The organism is Chitinophaga pinensis DSM 2588 (genome assembly GCF_000024005.1).
GTDB classification, from domain to species: Bacteria; Bacteroidota; Bacteroidia; order Chitinophagales; family Chitinophagaceae; genus Chitinophaga; species Chitinophaga pinensis.
The window spans coordinates 2,391,412-2,409,055 of the sequence record NC_013132.1; the positions used below are offsets into that span (position 1 = coordinate 2,391,412).

At 46.3% G+C, this 17,644-nt stretch carries 12 protein-coding genes and 1 riboswitch; of the genes, 7 read left to right on the forward strand and 5 right to left on the reverse strand.

The window, feature by feature from the left end; genetic code table 11:
- Nucleotides 1-3: 3 nt before the first annotated feature.
- Complete coding sequence (locus CPIN_RS09840; RefSeq protein WP_012789632.1) at nucleotides 4-366, reverse strand: iron chaperone; 363 nt, start codon at nucleotides 364-366, stop codon at nucleotides 4-6.
- A gap of 95 nt (nucleotides 367-461) precedes the next feature.
- On the opposite strand from CPIN_RS09840, the gene CPIN_RS09845 reads away from it, so the two are divergent.
- On the forward strand, nucleotides 462-1,601 hold the full coding sequence (locus CPIN_RS09845; protein ID WP_044218245.1) for a redoxin domain-containing protein: 1,140 nt from the start codon (nucleotides 462-464) through the stop codon (nucleotides 1,599-1,601).
- A gap of 153 nt (nucleotides 1,602-1,754) precedes the next feature.
- Here the strand turns inward: CPIN_RS09845 and CPIN_RS09850 are convergent, their stop codons facing one another.
- Both CPIN_RS09850 and CPIN_RS09855 read right to left on the reverse strand, forming a co-directional pair.
- Nucleotides 1,755-2,951, reverse strand: a complete 1,197-nt coding sequence (locus CPIN_RS09850) for a homoserine dehydrogenase (RefSeq protein ID WP_012789634.1) — start codon at nucleotides 2,949-2,951, stop codon at nucleotides 1,755-1,757.
- Between the two features lie 149 nt (nucleotides 2,952-3,100).
- Nucleotides 3,101-4,279 carry a trans-sulfuration enzyme family protein gene (locus tag CPIN_RS09855; protein ID WP_012789635.1) on the reverse strand — a complete coding sequence of 393 codons (1,179 nt, stop codon included), beginning with the start codon at nucleotides 4,277-4,279 and terminating at the stop codon, nucleotides 3,101-3,103.
- Nucleotides 4,280-4,435: 156 nt separating this feature from the next.
- A riboswitch (SAM riboswitch) is annotated at nucleotides 4,436-4,555 on the reverse strand.
- A gap of 143 nt (nucleotides 4,556-4,698) precedes the next feature.
- Between CPIN_RS09855 and CPIN_RS36470 the strand changes: the two genes are divergently transcribed.
- The 6 genes from CPIN_RS36470 to CPIN_RS09890 all read left to right on the forward strand — a co-directional run bounded on the left by CPIN_RS36470 (nucleotide 4,699) and on the right by CPIN_RS09890 (nucleotide 14,214).
- Nucleotides 4,699-6,150 (forward strand): DUF2851 family protein, encoded by a 1,452-nt coding sequence (locus CPIN_RS36470; RefSeq protein WP_052306774.1) that lies wholly within the window; start codon nucleotides 4,699-4,701, stop codon nucleotides 6,148-6,150.
- 194 nt (nucleotides 6,151-6,344) lie between these two features.
- Entirely contained in the window at nucleotides 6,345-7,193 is an 849-nt protein-coding gene (locus tag CPIN_RS09870) for a hypothetical protein (RefSeq protein WP_148230534.1), read from the forward strand.
- A gap of 41 nt (nucleotides 7,194-7,234) precedes the next feature.
- A complete protein-coding gene (gene lipA / locus CPIN_RS09875) occupies nucleotides 7,235-8,149 on the forward strand; it encodes a lipoyl synthase (protein ID WP_012789638.1) in 915 nt (304 codons plus the stop codon).
- Nucleotides 8,150-8,479: 330 nt separating this feature from the next.
- On the forward strand, nucleotides 8,480-9,811 hold the full coding sequence (locus CPIN_RS09880) for a TolC family protein (RefSeq protein ID WP_012789639.1): 1,332 nt from the start codon (nucleotides 8,480-8,482) through the stop codon (nucleotides 9,809-9,811).
- Nucleotides 9,812-9,867: 56 nt separating this feature from the next.
- Nucleotides 9,868-11,007: an efflux RND transporter periplasmic adaptor subunit gene (locus CPIN_RS09885; protein ID WP_012789640.1), complete on the forward strand. Its 1,140-nt coding sequence runs from the start codon at nucleotides 9,868-9,870 to the stop codon at nucleotides 11,005-11,007.
- Between the two features lie 36 nt (nucleotides 11,008-11,043).
- Entirely contained in the window at nucleotides 11,044-14,214 is a 3,171-nt protein-coding gene (locus CPIN_RS09890; RefSeq protein ID WP_012789641.1) for an efflux RND transporter permease subunit, read from the forward strand.
- A 78-nt stretch (nucleotides 14,215-14,292) separates the two neighbouring features.
- Here CPIN_RS09890 and CPIN_RS09895 read toward each other — a convergent pair whose 3' ends face one another.
- Entirely contained in the window at nucleotides 14,293-14,706 is a 414-nt protein-coding gene (locus CPIN_RS09895) for a hypothetical protein (protein WP_012789642.1), read from the reverse strand.
- 190 nt (nucleotides 14,707-14,896) lie between these two features.
- On the reverse strand, nucleotides 14,897-17,575 hold the full coding sequence (locus CPIN_RS09900; protein WP_012789643.1) for an AsmA family protein: 2,679 nt from the start codon (nucleotides 17,573-17,575) through the stop codon (nucleotides 14,897-14,899).
- Nucleotides 17,576-17,644: the final 69 nt, after the last annotated feature.

Consider the following 17,644-nt stretch of genomic DNA (forward strand, 5'->3'; position numbering starts at 1 on the left):
ATCTTACTTCTTCTTCTTTTCAGCGTTTTGTTTAACCCGGTATTTTACGATCCGTGTGATCAGATCCAGCGGCATTGGCTGGTCTAATGGAAACTGTACAGACCCCTTTCCTTGTTTATATGCAGATAACTCTTTCTCAAATTCTTCGATACCCGTTGGGGTGGGGTAGAAGCCGATATGGCTTTTAAATGCGGCAAAATGCACCAGGTTGCCGTTTAATACGAATGTTGGTATGGCATATTTAATGTCTTCTGTTGCTTCAGGAGCTGCTTTGTGAATAGTAGCGCGCACCTGCTGAAGGATTGCCTGTACATTTTCGGGGAAATCGGCGATATAAGTGTTGATATCCGGGGCGGTGTTTTTCATGATGGCGGTATTTATTACAAATATATGCGATCAAGACGCTAAGATTTGAGTAGGATCTGTCTTTATATAGGTATACCCAAATACCATTTGACACCATGAACATTGTTTTTAAAAGAAGTTTGCTGGCCCTTGGCTTATTATCGCCCCTGATGACGCACGCACAAACAAAGGAGTATCGTTTAAAGGGGGAATTTAAAAATGTGCCGCCGCATACAAAAGTCTATATCGCTGTGCCTGCGGGATTTGATACGACAGTAGAGAATGGAAGAGAGAATGTTACCGAGAAAATCTTACTGGATTCTACAGACGTGAAAGATGGGCGATTTGTATTGCAAGGAAAGATTTCAGATCCGACATATGCTTATCTGGCATTGGTCCCGGTGGCTGACAGAACAAAGATCGACAGAAAGACTATTTATCTTGAACCAGGAGATATTACTATCACGAGTGAAGGCGGTTTGTCCACTGCTACATTTTTAGGCTCAGGGCTCAACGATGACTTTGTTATCGCAGGTATGGCAGAACAACAATATAGCAGGGCGAGTGATAGCATAAATGGGAAATATGCTGATGACGCAGATATTATCCGCGCAAGACAAACCCTGGATCAATGGTTCAATGGCTTTAAAGGTGATTTTGTCCGTCAACGGCCGGCTTCCTATTTCAGCTTGCTATTTGTGAGGGATTTGCTAGGCCAGAACCTGATCAGGCCCAGGGAGGCCGCATCAATGTATGAAAAAATCAACGATGATTATAAGCATACAAAGGTCGGTCTGGCACTTAAAACAAATATTGAGCAATTGCTGTTGGTGGAGAATGGAATGCCGGCACCTGATTTTACCTGCCAGGATATCAATGGAAAGGCGGTATCGCTTTCCGACTATCGTGGAAAGCATGTATTGCTTGAATTCTGGGCATCCTGGTGTACGCCCTGCCGGGCAGAGAGTCCTAATCTGATTGCTGCGTATCAAAAATATAAAGATGCAGGGTTTACCATCCTGAGTGTTTCACTGGATCAGGAAGGTGATAGAGAAAAATGGCTAAAGGCGATTGAAAAGGATGGAACAGGCGCCTGGACGCATGTTACTGAATTGAAACGCTTTAAAGGTAAAGTACCCAAATTATATGCGGTTCACAGTATTCCGTTCAATTTTCTGATTGATCCATCCGGGAAGATTGTTGCGAAGAATTTACGCGGAGAGGCACTGGGTGCGACATTGCAAAAGATATTATAGTCCTATGTCCTATTCAAAAGTCCATTTATCCCGATGCTAACCCGATTTATACATGCACCTGGTCCCCAAAGGATCAGGTGTTTTTTTTATAAAAAAAAGGCGCCTCGCCAATGGCGGACGCCTTCTGCTAATATATGGCTGATTAACTGATGACTAACGTGCGTGGTCTTCGCCCAGTACCAACAGATTCACATCTTTATTTTTCAACCAGTCTGCTTCTTTTAATTTCTGCAGATTGATCACACCTACCACATAGCTGTAAGTAGCGGATTCGTATTTCTCAGAGATGTTGTAGAAGTCTGTCAGATGCACCTGTGAAGCATTGCTGTAACGCAGGTAGATCTTCAGCTGTACATCGTTGGTGAATGCCGGCTGATTGGACTGTTTGATTTTTTTGTATTCGTAGCGATAGTTATAAAGCAGTGCAGAGATATCGGAGAGTACTGCGCTACCGGTGGCCGTACCACCAGCGCCTTTACCTACGAAGAACTGTTTGTCAGTGAATGCACTTTCCAGCAGTACGCCGTTGTATTCGTTGTATACATCGTATAGCAGGTTGTGTTCACGGATCAGGTGTGGCAATACATATGCGTTTACATGACCATTTTGCCTGCGGCAGTTACCGATCAGTTTAATGGTACAGTTACGTTGTTTTGCAAACTGTATGTCGAAGTCGTTCAGGTGATGGATACCGAAGTTGAATACTTCTTCCGGTTTTACGAAAGTACCGAAGGCATGTAATAACAGGATCACGATCTTGAATTTCGGATCATAACCTTCGATATCCAGGGTAGGATCGGTTTCTGCGAAACCTAATTCCTGCGCCTGTTTCAGGGCAGTTTCAAAACTCAGGTTCTCTTCAAATATCTTGGTGAGGATGTAGTTGGTAGAACCGTTGCAGATCCCTTCAACTGCATTCAGCAGGTCGTTATCATAGTATTCTTCCAGGTTACGGATGATGGGAATACTTGCGCAGCTGGATGCTTCGTACAGGAACGGTACTTTGTTTTCTACCTGCAGCTGATACAGTGCAGGCAGGTTTTCTGCGATCATACGTTTGCTGGCGCTTACTACAGCTTTACCATTACGCAGCGCAGTGCTTACTATTTCGAATGCAGCATCTGTTTCATTGATCAGTTCTACTACAACATCAATGGTTGGATCATTGAGGATTTCATTTTTGTCTGTAGTAAAATAACTTGCGTCGATAGGACGAGGCTTGTTAGGATCTTTAATACATATCTTTTTGATACGGGCATTGATACCTTTCGTTCTGTTTAGTACCTCGTATAATCCTTGTCCCACACAACCAAATCCGAAAATGCCTAAATTGATGATTTTGTTTTCCATGTTCTATACTTAGTGCTTACTTCCATTTTAATGCAGCAGGTTGATAAAATTGTGCTGCGTTATGTTGAAAAAAGTTTATTGTAAATAGTTGTTCCCTGCGTGCTGCTGATGTTCCCTGCAGAGTTGATATATCCTTTAGCAGGAGTCGTTTATTGCAGCACGGTCATTTGTTTTCCGGCAGGCAGGTTCAATTTGTCGAGTGCCTGTTTAAGATCGTTGATCAGATCTTCCGCGTCTTCGATACCGACTGACAGACGGATACAGGAGTCTGGTAAACCTGATTTTTTACGGAATTCTTCCGGAATGTTCCGGTGTGTCATGGTAGTCGGATGATCGAGCATACTTTTTACACCACCGAAGCTTTCTGCGAGTTTAAAGAGTTTGGTTGCATTCACTACACGGATCGCATTTTTGATATTGTCATTCTTCAGGGAGAAGCTGACTAATGCGCCATATTGTTTTTGCTGTTTGCGTGCGATATGATGATTCTTGTGTGTGCTCAGGCCGGGATAGAACACTTTATCTACTGCAGGATGTGCAGCCAGCCAGGTGGCGATTGCCATGGCATTGCTGCATTGTTTATCCAGCCGGAGGCTCAGTGTTTCGATACCTCTGATGGTGAGCCAGGCTTCGAAAGGACTGAGGATACTACCGGAAATATTCTGATTAAAGCGTAGCTGATCGGCCAGCGATTTTGAATTGACTACTACGAGTCCTGCGATGACGTCAGTATGTCCTGCGAGATATTTGGTAGCGCTGTGGATAATGATATCTGCGCCCAGCGGCATTGGTTGTTGCAGCAGGGGGGTACAGAGGGTATTATCCACCACCAGCAGGATGTTATGCTGTTTGGCAATTTTGCTGATGGATTTAATATCGGAGATGCGTAATGTCGGATTGGTGGGCGATTCCAGCCAGATCATTTTCGTATTGGGCGTGATAGCTGCCAGTACTTTGTCTGTATTGCTGGTGTCGACGAAATTAGCTTTGATACCGAAGCGTTCAAACATGTGCTGGAACATCTGGAAGATGCCTCCGTAGGTATCTTCTACGGCCATGATTTCGTCACCGGTTTTCAGGAGTTTCATCACAGCGTCAATCGCTGCCATACCGCTGGCGAAAGCGAAACCTGCATGTCCTTCTTCCAGGCTGCATATCAGGTTTTCCAGCACTTTACGGGTAGGATTGTTGGCACGGGAGAACTCAAAACCCTTATTGATCCCGGGAGACTCCTGCACGAAGGTGGAAGTCTGGTAGATGGGGACGGAGATGGCGCCAGTCAACTCATCCACCGGGATGCTATGCAATAATTGAGTAGCTATTTTCAATCTTCAAAGTAATTATACTGTTATTAAACCCTGGTTGGCACACGCACAAACAGACATTCATTCGGTCATATAACTACCAGAACGGGCATAAAAAAAGCCCTTCCGATGTTGGAAGAGCCTTCAAGTATTTTATTACAGTGAATTTCAATCTCTGCCAACTTATCTTCCCTCGGTTATCGTATAACCGGGGCCGGAATTAGCACCTTTCCCTACATTTCTGCAGGTTGGTTGCTAAGGCATCGCAGGGCCAAGTCCCTCCGCCTTTCTGGATAAGTCATGTGTAAGAACTGGGTGCAAAGTTAAGGGTACTTTCATCAAATTTCCAAATGGCTGTATTTTTAATTTTTTTGACACACCTTTTTTTTTATTAATTTGATATACCTTATCTGACTTTTAATTATTCTGTTAACCAACCAATTATGACCATTGTACCTGTTGATCCGATCATGTCGGAGGAGCTATTCCAGCATATCTGGCAATTCCGTTTATTTACGCAATCGGGGCTATGCACCCTGGAGGGAGATGCTATTCAGATAGATCATCCCGGGCAACTGAACCGTCATGCGGGACCTGATTTTACCGCTGCGCGCATCCGCATCGGCCATACCTTATGGGTGGGGAATGTGGAACTTCACCTGAAAACGTCTGACTGGTTCCGGCATGGGCATCAGTATAACCTGCAATACCGGAATGTTGTGCTCCATATCGTTTTTGAGCATGATATAACAGGTGCACACACACATGGTATTCCCATTCTTGAATTGCGGCACTGTATTCCGAAGTTATTATTACAGCGTTATGAATGGTTGCGGCAATCGCAGGCTTTTGTGCCCTGTGCAGGATCAGTGGCCGAAGTGCCTTCACTGGTATGGACGGGATGGAAAGACCGCTTGTTGATAGAACGGCTGGAACAACGGGCGGATGTCATGAAAGCCTGGCTATTGCAAACACAGTATGACTGGGAAGAGGTGTGTTACCGTGCTTTGGCCAGGGGGGCGGGTATGCCGGTAAATGGGGAGACCTTCCTGGAACTGGCCAGGTCATTACCCTACAAAATGTTGTTGCGTCATCAGCATGACTTGCTGCAACTGGAAGCTTTGTTATTTGGCCAGGCGGGTATGCTGAAAGGGGAGATCAGGGATTTTGCAGCCGATGAATGGACGTTGAGGGGAGCGGAGATGGAACGGGAGGGGAAGAAGGGATGGCGTTCAGGTGGAGATGAGGTGGACTTGATCCGGGGAGACATTGCAGATCAGGCAGTTATAGGAGATGGAAAAGTGCAGAAGACACCGGATAATTATATGACGTATCTGCAACAGGAATATGCATATCTGCGGCATAAATATAAGCTTTTGCCTATGGATGCAGAGCATTGGAAGTGGCTGCGGATGCGGCCTGCGTCTTTTCCGACTATGAAAATTGCCGCCATGGCAGGTTTACTACACAGACAGGCGCACCTGTTTTCTTCCATACTGGATGCCGGAGATGTGCATACGTTGATAAAGCTGCTGGATGTTGCCCCTTCCGGATACTGGCAAACGCATTACCGTTTTGGGAAGCCGGTGGCGCGGACAAGGATGCCGGGCAGGCGGGCGGTACATAATATGTTGATCAATACCGTTTTACCATTATTATATGTCTATGGCAGAGAAAAAAAGGATAGTTATTACCAGGAGCGGGCGGTGGCATTTATGCGACAGTTGCCACCGGAAGATAATCACCAGATACGTGCATGGAAAACCTTGCATGTCGGCGTCGGATCGGCAGGTGAAACACAGGCATTATTACAATTGAAACAGGTTTATTGTGAGGAAAAAAGGTGTCTGCATTGTGCGGTAGGAGCGAGGCTGGTGAGGAGTGGAATTGCCTGATAAACAAATCTTGTAACCATTTTGGTTCCGGGGCGTTATATATACATGGGCGTGGGTTTTCAAAGAAAAACAAATTTACACATGACAGAAAAAACGTGTAGGTTTGTAACAGCTGGCATACCAATATTATGCCCCTTACGTTTATATAGTATAGCCTGGCGGCTATACTCCGTTAACTAAACAAATCTATACAGGTGAAAAGACTATACTTATCCTTGCTTTTACTGGCCATGGCGGGTGGTTTGTATGCCCAGACTACAGATACAGACGCATCTTCCAAAAAAGAACAGCGGGAGGAACGGAAGCTGAAGCGGATTTCCTTGTTTAAACAGCTGGAAGAGGGTGAGAATCTGTATCAAAGAGAATTTTCCCTGGGTGGCCGTATCAATACGGATGGCTGGGCTGGTTTTTTTGAACTGGGTTGGAGAAAGAGCAGGCAGAAGGTGACTTATTTCCAGTTTGAGTTTGCTGAGAAGAAGAATCCGAAGGAAGATAAAAAGCCAGGTGCTTTAAAAGATATCGATCAATTTGGCTTTATTTATTCAGAGAAGCCATATATATATGGTAAGCAGAATAACTTTTACCAGGCCAAACTGGGTGTTGGTCAGCAAAGACTGATCGGCGGTAAGGGCAACAAAAACGGGGTACTGGTAAATGCGATCTATTATGGCGGACTTTCCGTTGGTCTGAAGAAGCCTTATTACCTGAATGTGGTAGATCCGAATACATCAAGAGGTGTACAGGTGAAATATGGTCAGGATCCATTATATGACCAGGCTTTCCTGGACAGGTCGTCTATTATTGGCGGCGCTGGTTTCGGAAAGGGCTGGGGCGAGGTGAGTATTGTACCTGGTATACATGCCAAAACTGGTCTGCGCTTTGACTGGGCTCGTTTTAACGAGGTGGTCAGCGCCCTGGAAGTGGGTGTGAATGCGGAGTATTATACCAAGGATGTCGATATTATGATCGACCAGGATCCTAAGAAATTTTTCTTTAATGCATACATTGCGTTACAGTTTGGAAAGCGTTGGGACAAGAAATAGTTGAGAAGTATTAAATTTGTGTTCTAAAGAAAGGATCAGAGATGGAAGAAACACCGATCACGACCGCAACGCCATGTAGTACGGCACCAGCTGCACCAAGGACTAAAAAGCCTGATTGGCTGAGAGTTAAGTTGCCAATAGGGGAGAGTTACAAACAGGTTCGTAACCTGGTTGATACACATAAATTACACACGATCTGTGAGAGCGGTAACTGCCCGAATATGGGTGAATGCTGGGGAGCCGGCACCGCTACTTTTATGATATTGGGAAACATCTGTACCCGTAGCTGCGGATTCTGTGCGGTTGCTACCGGCAGACCGGAAGCCGTAGACTGGGATGAACCTCAGCGTGTGGCGGAAGCTATTTACCTGATGAAGGTAAAACACGCGGTAATTACCTCCGTGGACAGAGATGAACTGAAAGATGGTGGTTCTATCATCTGGGCAAATACCATTAAAGCTGTCAGATCACTGAATGCTGACACTACTATGGAGACATTGATCCCTGACTTCAGGGGCCAGTGGGAAAACTTACAGCGCATCATTGATGTGGCGCCTGAGGTAGTATCCCACAACCTGGAAACAGTGGAGCGTTTGACAAAACAAGTACGTATCCAGGCAAAATATCATCGTAGCCTGGAAGTTATCCGCCGCCTGAAAGACGGAGGCATGCGTACCAAGAGTGGTATCATGCTGGGTCTTGGCGAAACGAAAGAAGAAGTGGTACAGGCGATGCAAGACCTGTACGATAACGGATGTGACGTGGTGACACTCGGACAATATCTTCAACCTACCCCAAAACATTTACCGGTTGTCCGTTTTGTACATCCCGATGAGTTCGCAGAATTGCGTGAAATAGGATATAACATGGGTCTTGACTATGTAGAATCAGGACCACTGGTAAGATCCTCCTACCATGCAGAAAAACATATTCACAGTGGACGTGCCGCTAAGTAGATTTAAACAATAGTTTAAATTTACATCAGTGGTAACATGTTTCTGATTGCGAGTCATTATCTTTGCCCTGCAATTGCGGGAACGAGGTTAGCTACAGCTCCCTTTGGGAGCTGATTTGCCGCCTTTTTAGGCGACAGTATCCCAAGATTTGTTAAAACCGTTAACGACCTGAACCTACCTGTTTGCAGTTTGTGCATAATGCTAAACTGTGCCCGTCCGATTTTTGCTGAAGATCACATTAGCATCTAATTGAATAACAAATATATAGTGGACAATATCGTCGTTGTCCTCCGATTGGTGTAAAGAAGATTCTGATTGTCAAAACCTTTTATGAAAAGAGTATTTTATCTGACCGCCGTACTAAGCGCCGTGCTGTATAATGCACCGTCTTATGCGCAACAGGTCTCCGATTCACTGCTTCCTCAAGCCACCCTCCAGGCTTGTATTCAGTATGCGCTCACCCACCAGCCGGTTGTGAAACAGGCCAGACTGGATGAGGATATTACTGAATACACCATCAAGGGAAAGCTTGCGGATTGGTACCCGCAGATTGGGGTAGATTACAGCCTCAACCACTATCTTAAGATTCCCACCTCCTATTTTAACGGGAACTATGTACAGTTGGGCGTAGAAAACAACTCCGCAGCTTTGTTCCAATGGAACCAGAACCTGTTTACCCGTGATCTTTTGCTGGCAGGCAGAACTGCCCGTGACGTACGCAAACAGGCAAAACAAAACACAGAAAGCTATCGTATCGATGTTGTCGCTAACGTGACAAAGGCTTATTACGGTATGCTGCTGACTGAACGTCAGATAGATGTCCTGGATGAAGATGTGACACGTCTGGAACGTAGTCTGAAAGACGCTTACAACCAATACCAGGGTGGTATTGTGGATAAAACCGACTATAAAAGGGCGACTATCTCCCTGAATAACACCCGGGCGCAGAGAAAGACAGCTGCGGAGCAACTGAAAGCCAGCGAAGCACAGCTTCGTCAGCTGATGGGGTATCCTGTGAATGGTCCGCTGCCACTGGTATATGATACCGTGCAGATGGTTCAGAACATACAGCTGGATACGACGGTGACGGTGACTTATAATAACAGGGTCGAGATGCAGTTGCTGGAGACGCAGAAAACCCTTTTAGATGCGCAGCTGAAGTATAACAAGTGGAGCTTTATTCCTACTGTTTCTGCATTTGCGAACTATAACTTCAACTATCTGAACCCGGAATTCTCCAAGTTGTACAACAACAACGTACCGAGTTCACAGATAGGTCTCAAAGTGTCCCTGCCTATTTTCCAGGGGTCTAAACGTATCTACAACATTCGCCAGGCGGAGCTGCAGATCAAACGTAATGACCTGGATATAGAAAACCTGCGCAACCAGATCAATACTGAATATACCCAGGCGATGGCTACCTATAAGGGGAACCTCAACCAGTTTTATGTGATGAAGGAGAATGTGGACCTGGCACAGGAAGTATACAGTCTGATAGAAATGCAGTACAGGGAAGGGGTGAAAACCTATCTTGAGGTGATCACTGCACAGACAGACCTGCGTTCAGCACAACTGAATTACTATAACGCAATGTATACTGTGCTGTCCAGCAAAGTGGATCTGCAACGTTCATTGGGTACAATATCAACAAACAACTACTAATAAGGAAACTGGTCGGGTCCGTACAACCTGACCATTGAAAGGACAAATATTTTCAGATGAAAACAAAGCAACACATTCTCCTCATTGGCGCTACAGGCTTATTTTACCTGGCTTCCTGTAAAGGCCCGGCTCAGAAAGCAGCCATGGTATTGCCTCCTACACCGGTAAGCGTAGTGCCGGCAGTTACTGGTACTGCTATTTACTACGATAAATATCCCGCTACAGTGGTAGCACTGAACCAGGTTGAACTGCGTGCACAGGTGTCAGGATATATTACCGGCATTTTCTTTAAAGAAGGTGAAGTGGTACAGAAAGGAAAACCGCTCTATGAAATAGACCGTCGTAAGTATGAAGCTACTTATCGCCAGGCAGAAGCTAGTATTGCCCAGGCAAAAGCGAACCTTACGAAAGCACAAAAAGACGCAGACCGTTATCATAAACTGGCAGAGCAGGACGCGATTGCCCGTCAGACGCTGGACAATGCAGACGCTGCACTGGACGTGAGCCGTAGCCAGCTCGCCGCTGCGGAAGCTTCTTTACTGTCTGCCCGCACAGATCTGGACTATGCTGTAATTAAAGCTCCTTTTACCGGCCGTATCGGTATCTCCCAGGTGAAACTGGGTGCACAGATCGGTGCCGGAACGACTTTACTGAATACTATTTCCTCAGAGAATCCGATCGCTGTTGATTTCGTGGTGAATGAAAATGATATCCCACGTTTCTCCGGTATGCAGGGTAAAGCGGTAACTCCGGGTGATTCTACTTTCCGTCTGCAATTGCCTAACGGACAGGCTTATACTGAACCGGGTCGTCTGACAGTAGTCGATCGTGGTGTAGATAACCAGACAGCTACTATCAAGGTGCGTATTGAATTCAACAACCCGAAGAATGAGCTGAAAGAAGGTATGAGTGGTGTGATGAATGTACTGAACGATCAGTCAGGCGATCGCGTAATCATTCCTTACAAAGCAGTGGTTGAACAGATGGGTGAATTTTTCGTATTTGTTGCGAAAGATACTGTTGCAGAACAGCGTAAAATACATCTGGGCCCTCGTCTGAGAGAAAGCATCGTCGTAATGGACGGTGTTAAACAAGGCGAGCTGGTGATTGCAGAAGGTATACAGCGTTTACGCGATGGTGGTAAGATTGATACCACTACCGTAAAGAAAGCGCCGGATGCCGCAGCTAAGAAATAGATAACAGTTTGAGTTTGAATCAATAGAAGAAGAAACATGATTGCAAATACTTTTATACGCAGACCGGTTACCGCAATAGTTATTTCTGTTGTACTGGTGCTGGTAGGTTTGCTGGCGATGACCAACCTGCCCATCGGCCAGTACCCGGAAATTTCGCCCCCCACTGTACAGGTGACCGGTACTTATATCGGTGCGGATGCACAGACGGTGGAGCAGACAACAGCTACTCCTGTGGAAGTGCAGGTGAACGGTACGCCTGGTATGACTTACATGACCAGTAACAGTACCAACAGTGGTGCAATGAGTCTGACCGTGAACTTCGAAGTAGGTACCGACATCAATATCGCCGCACTGGACGTACAGAACCGTGTGGGTATTGCGCAGCCAACCCTGCCTCAGGAGGTACAACGTTTAGGTCTGACCGTAAGAAAGCGTAACCCCAGTATCCTCATGCTGGTGGCTTTATATTCTCCGAATGGTACCCATGATGTAACCTTCCTGGATAACTATACCAACGTTTACATCAAGGATGCGTTGCTGCGTGCGAAAGGTGTGGGTGATATCTTCACCCGTGCGGATGACTTCAGTATGCGTGTATGGCTGAAACCTGACAAGCTGGCCCAGATGGGTGTAACAGCAGAAGAGGTGAGAGCTGCGATTACTGAACAGAATGCGCAGATCTCCGCAGGTACCGTAGGTGCTCCTCCTCAGAAAACCGGACAGACATATGAGTATACCATCTTTGTAAAAGGTCGTCTCGTAACAGCGGAGGAATTTGGTAATATCATTATCAAAACCCGTCCGGATAACGGAGCGGTTGTATACCTGAAAGATGTTGCCCGTGTACAACTGGGTAAATTCAGCTATAGCAACAACTCCTATGTGGATGGCAAGAGAGCGTCTTACCTGCTGGTTTACCAGGCGCCAGGTAGTAACGCGATCGAAACAGCAGAAGCGGTATATGAAACAATGGAACAGCTGAGCAAAACTTTCCCGAAAGACGTAGCTTATGTAGTACCATTTGAGTCTGTATCCGTGATCGAGGTGTCTATCCACGAGGTAGTAGAAACCCTGCTGGAAGCACTCGTACTCGTGGTGATCGTGGTATTCCTCTTCCTGCAAAGCTGGAGGGCGACCATTATCCCGGTACTTGCTATTCCTGTATCCATCATTGCGACGTTCATCTTCTTTATACCACTTGGATTTACCATCAACACCCTGACCCTGTTCGGTTTCGTACTGGCGATCGGTATCGTGGTGGATGACGCCATTGTGGTGGTGGAGGCGGTCCAGCATAATATGGACCATGAACAGATGACGCCGAAGGAAGCGACTTATGCGGCGATGAAAGAGATCTCCGGACCTGTAATGGCGATCGCCCTGATCCTCGCAGCGGTATTCGTACCGGTAGGATTTATACCAGGTATCGTGGGACGTCTGTATCAGCAGTTTGCGATCACGATCGCGATCTCCGTACTGATCTCTGCGTTTGTGGCATTGTCTCTGACGCCGGCACTGTGTACGCTGATCCTGCGACCTATGCACCTGGATAAGGATTCAAAAGGTCTGAATAAATTCTTCTTCAAGTTCAACGTATGGTTTGGTCATGTAACCAGCCGTTATTCATTGGGTGTGAAGAAGAGTATCCGTTGGTCGCGTTATGTGATCATACTGCTGCTTTGTATTATGGTAGGTACCTTATTCCTCTTCAGAGGTAAGCCGACAGGCTTTATTCCGACAGAGGATGATGGTCGTATATATATCACTTTTGACCTGCCGGAATCATCTTCCACTGAGCGGACGATTGCTGTCATGACAGAAATGATGCATACACTGGATAGCGTAAAAGCGATCGGTCACTATGCAGCATTGGGTGGTCTGAACGTAGTAAGTTTCGCGACCAAATCAAACAGTGGTACGATCTTCTGTCAGCTGAAACCATGGGATGAACGTAAGGACAAATCTCAGCAGATCTTTGCGCTGGTAGGGCAACTCCAGGCAAAACTCTCCAGGTTTAAGGAAGCCAATGTGGTGGTAATTCCGCCTCCGGCGATTCCTGGTCTGGGTTCTACAGCAGGTTTCTCCTTCATTCTTCAGCAGAAGAGTGGTGGTGGCGACATCAAAGAATTTGAAGGTGTACTTCAGAAATTCACGATGGCGATCAACCAGCGTCCTGAAATCGCAAGAGCGTTCTCCTTCTTTACCGCACGTACTCCTGGTTACCAACTGGAGATAGACCGTGAAAAGGCGAAGAAGATGGGCGTACAGATATCGTCTATTGCCACTGCATTGCAGACCTATCTGGGTAGTGCTTATGTGAATGACTTTACGGTATACGGCCGTAACTTCCGTGTGGTAACGCAGGCGGATTCCACTTACCGTGGCGATATCAAAGATCTGTCACAATATTTTGTGCGCAACTCTGCTGGTACGATGGTGCCATTGAGTGCGCTGACTTCCTATAAGGTGACGGAAAGTGCGCCGGTTATCTCTCACTATAACCTGTTCCGTTCTGCGGAAATAAACGGTAGCCCTGCTCCTGGTTATAGTAGTGGTGACGCGATCAAGGCATTGCAGGAAGTAGCTGCACAGGTATTACCGGAAGGTTATGGATATGAGTTCTCCGGTTTGAGCCGTGAGGAGTTATTATCAGGATCGAAGACTGTTTACATCTTCGCCCTGTCTATCATCTTCGTATTCCTCTTCCTGGCAGCTCTTTATGAAAGCTGGTCGGTACCGTTCTCTGTACTGCTGGCCGTACCTATCGGGGCCTTTGGTGCGATCCTGACACTGACTTTCCTTCCTGCCATTACGAATAACGTTTATGCGCAGATTGGTCTGATCACCCTGATTGGTCTCTCGGCAAAGAATGCGATCCTGATCGTGGAGTTTGCAAAAGAGCGTGTGGACAGGGGGATGGAACTGGTCACGGCGACTGTGGAAGCGGCCAAGCTGCGTCTGCGTCCGATCATCATGACTTCCCTTGCGTTCCTGTTAGGTATCATGCCGCTGGTAATATCCAGTGGTGCGGGTGCTGAATCCCGTAAAACAATGGGATGGACCGTATTGGGTGGTATGTTCACAGCGACCTTCCTGGCGATCTTTATCGTACCGGTGCTGTATGTGGTAATTACCCGTCTGGCATATGGAAAGGATAAACTCAAACAAATGCAGGAAAATCACAAAGCGATGCAACACGAATTATAAACGGAAAACATTGCAACTGAAAAGGCGCCCACCGTATGGTGGGCGCCTTTTTTTATTGAAAGAAAATAAAAAGTCGGGTTATTTACCGATGGTCATATAAAAGAAGATAATTGCAGCAGCCATAGATGCAGCAATCATTACCAGGAAGACGATGAGTAACAATTTCCATCCTACGTGCACCCTCATTTTATTGGAAGGTGGCTGTACGTTTTCGTAATGGACATCTTTCCTGTTATACCATGTACCGGTGGTAACCGGAGCAGCAGCTTCCTGTGCGACCTGTTGCATGATCGCTGTTTTCAGGTGCGCAGGTGGCAAAGCGGCGTCCTTGAACGCCATGCGTTCAATACGGCGTTCGATTTCGTCCTGTTCGGTCTGAACTTCCGGAAAGAAGTCCATGTGTATCCGATACTCGGCTTCCTCTTCAGGGCTTGCGAATCCGAGGAGCACTTTTTCCAGATTTCCATCTGATATGTAACGCTCGTAGTCCATAGTTACATGTGGGTATTTCTCAAGTTAACGCATCCGTGTCCCGGATGGAGATATAATATTGCAGTTCTGCGAAGGTGGTGAAAAAGTCAGATAAAAAAGTTGTCCAAACTAGTGAAATAAGTAAATACACTAAAAAAAATGGAAACCGGTCCTGGGTAAGGGGAAGGACCGGTTTCGCAAATATTACAGCTTAGTTACTTTTCTTTTTAAAGATATTTCCGATGGTACTTTTTACCGCTTGTTCCGCTTGTTTACCGGCATTCTGCACAGGTTGTGCCTTATTTCCGGTAGTATCTTTCTGACCTGTGATCTGTTTGGTGATCTGGTCTTTCAGACCGGCAACGGCGTTATTTTTGGCAGCATTCAGTGAATCCTTGAGGGCTGTTTTCACGGTGTCTACCTTATTTTTTACGAGAGTGGTTGCCTGATCTTTCAGGTTATTGAGTGTACCGGAGGTTGTTTCCTGGAGGTCGGTCTTGTATGTTGGTTTCATGATGTTACCACCGAGCAACACGTTCAGGTGAATACTATCGCTGATATTAACAGGGATACCTTTAGCGCTCGCCTGTGAAGCCAGACTTGTCACCAGGGCATCTCCCTGTTTTCCGATCACGCTGCGCGGCAGGGTCATCTGCAGGGTATAGTCCAGTGACTGGTCAAAACCGTGGGAACCACCTACCAGCATACTGATGTTGCTGACGTTCACTTTGAACGGATTTACCTTTACGCGTCCGTTTTCAAAAGCGAAATAGGTTTTGATATCTCTCAGGGAGAAGTTTTTCAGTTGAGATACATTCAGGGTGCTTGCCAGCTGGTCTATCGGACCAAACTTCTGCAGGGCGCCTTCCAGTACCAGCAGGTTACCGTCACCTGTGAGGCTGCTCAGTAAAGGCATCATATCCTGCCCCAGTTTACCGGTCAGTTCCAGGTGGGAGTTGATTTTACCATTCAGGAATTTGGCCACCGGCATCAGGGCCTGAACGGTATTGAAAGCGTTGAATGTCTGTTGTACGTCTACATTCTGTACACTGTAAGCCATGTTGATATCCGGGTTGGTCTTACTGTTTTTTGTACTGTAGCTACCATTTACTTCCATATTACCCTGTAAGGCATTTGCCTTGATCTGTTGCATGGAAACGGTTTCGTCTTTCAGCAACAGGTTACCGGAGAGGTTAGACATGTCGAGTTTATCGTAGTGAACTTTATCTACCTGTGCCTGTAAAGCGAGGTTCAGGTTAGCCGGAACAGCAAAAGGAGCACTGGCCGTATCGGCTGGTGTTGCGGCAGCGGTGGTTTCCGTGGTACCCATCCATTTGTCGAGGTCTACCTGGTCTGCTTTTACAGCCAGTTTACCATCCAGCGGCTGATTCTTCAGCATATAGGCCAGCATATTATTCACTTCACCGTTTGCCTGGAAGTTGGTGCCCATGTATTGTCCGTCAAATTTAGATACTGTCACATTCTTCGGATTGAACTGCATGGCCAGGGTATTTACCTTCACACCGTCCGGATAATCTTTGCTACGGTACAACAGATCGCTGATCAGGATGCTACCGGCAGCGTAGAATTTATCATATGCCTGTTTTTCGATGGCGCTCATGTTCCCTTTTGCAGAAACATCCGCATCTACGATACCACTCAACGCGGTACCAGCTTCCAGTTTTACGAACTGAGATACTTTTGACAGGTCGAGTTTACCTTTTGCAGCGCCGTCTACATACATGTCGGAGATCGGTGTTTTCACCAGGAGGCGCATATCCAGCGGGGTGTTATCCATTTCTACATGGGCAGCAGGAATGTCCACAATGGTATGATCAGGTACGCCATCCGGGTTGTTGACGCTCATTTTTACCTGGATATTCTTTACAGGTTTAGGGAGGTCAGGGTATTGGAAGAAACCATCTTTAACAGCCAGGTTTAATCCGAAAGCAGGCATCTGGGTAGCGCTGTAAGTACCTTTTACGTAACCGTCGAAGGCAGCGGTACCGGAAGTTTTGATTTTATCAAAATCCTGCATGAAGATAGCGGGCACCAGGGAGAGGATGTCTTTAAATTGTGTGGATGGCGCTTTCATGGTGAGGTCCATGCCGTAGGTGCTGTCATCAATGAGTTTAAAGAAGCCCTGGAAGGCCAGTTCGAGATTGTTCAGTGTGGCTTTACCTTTCTGGAAGGTATAGGTGCTGGTTTTATTATCTACCTGAATATCTGCATCCATGGTTGTTTTGGTGCGCAGCAGGTAGGGGATAAGACCATAGCGGAAGGTAACGCCTTCAGCCTGGGTGGTTGTCTGGAGCGTGAACAGATCCTGTGTGAAGTCACCTTTACCCTGGTGGTTCAGGCCTTCGATCAGCATACCCATGTCACCTTGTTCATCATCATAGCGGATGGTAGCATCTTCGATGCTGTATTGCTGTAGATTGAGGGCGAATTTGGTAGTGGCAGTATCTGCCGGAGTGGTCTGGGCTGTGTCTGGTTTTGTAATATCCCAGTTCACCAGTCCCTGTTTATTGATAATAGCATGTATGCGTGGCGCTACGATATCCACATTGTAGATATCCATTTTATCGCCTTTGATTACGCTCATGAGATTGAGTGCCAGATCGATTTTCTTAACGGCAAACAGGGTATCGCCGGCGAAAGGCGCTCTGTTTACTACGCTCAGGTCTTCGAGGGCTACAGCCAGCCTTGGGAAGTGCCTTATCAGGCTGATATCCACATCTTTAAAGTCGACATCAGCTACAAGTTGTTTATTCAGCTCTGTTTTGACGATAGACATGATCTTGCCCTTGAAAAAGTATGGAATGGCAATAGCTGCGATAACCAATACCAGCAAGAAAATTCCTACAATTTTGAGGATCTTTTTGAGCATTTTTTAGATAGATGTTTTTTAATATGTATGAAGGTAGTAAGGAAAAGCGGTATTCAAAAGTCCGATTTA

Excerpts from the sequence above, each read along its gene's own strand:
- CPIN_RS09840 (WP_012789632.1), bottom strand. The coding sequence starts at position 366 with ATGAAAAACACCGCCCCGGATATCAACACTTATATCGCCGATTTCCCC.
- CPIN_RS09845 (WP_044218245.1), top strand. The coding sequence starts at position 462 with ATGAACATTGTTTTTAAAAGAAGTTTGCTGGCCCTTGGCTTATTATCG.
- CPIN_RS09850 (WP_012789634.1), bottom strand. The coding sequence starts at position 2,951 with ATGGAAAACAAAATCATCAATTTAGGCATTTTCGGATTTGGTTGTGTG.
- CPIN_RS36470 (WP_052306774.1), top strand. The coding sequence starts at position 4,699 with ATGACCATTGTACCTGTTGATCCGATCATGTCGGAGGAGCTATTCCAG.
- lipA (WP_012789638.1), top strand. The coding sequence starts at position 7,235 with ATGGAAGAAACACCGATCACGACCGCAACGCCATGTAGTACGGCACCA.
- CPIN_RS09880 (WP_012789639.1), top strand. The coding sequence starts at position 8,480 with ATGAAAAGAGTATTTTATCTGACCGCCGTACTAAGCGCCGTGCTGTAT.
- CPIN_RS09885 (WP_012789640.1), top strand. The coding sequence starts at position 9,868 with ATGAAAACAAAGCAACACATTCTCCTCATTGGCGCTACAGGCTTATTT.
- CPIN_RS09890 (WP_012789641.1), top strand. The coding sequence starts at position 11,044 with ATGATTGCAAATACTTTTATACGCAGACCGGTTACCGCAATAGTTATT.
- CPIN_RS09895 (WP_012789642.1), bottom strand. The coding sequence starts at position 14,706 with ATGGACTACGAGCGTTACATATCAGATGGAAATCTGGAAAAAGTGCTC.
- CPIN_RS09900 (WP_012789643.1), bottom strand. The coding sequence starts at position 17,575 with ATGCTCAAAAAGATCCTCAAAATTGTAGGAATTTTCTTGCTGGTATTG.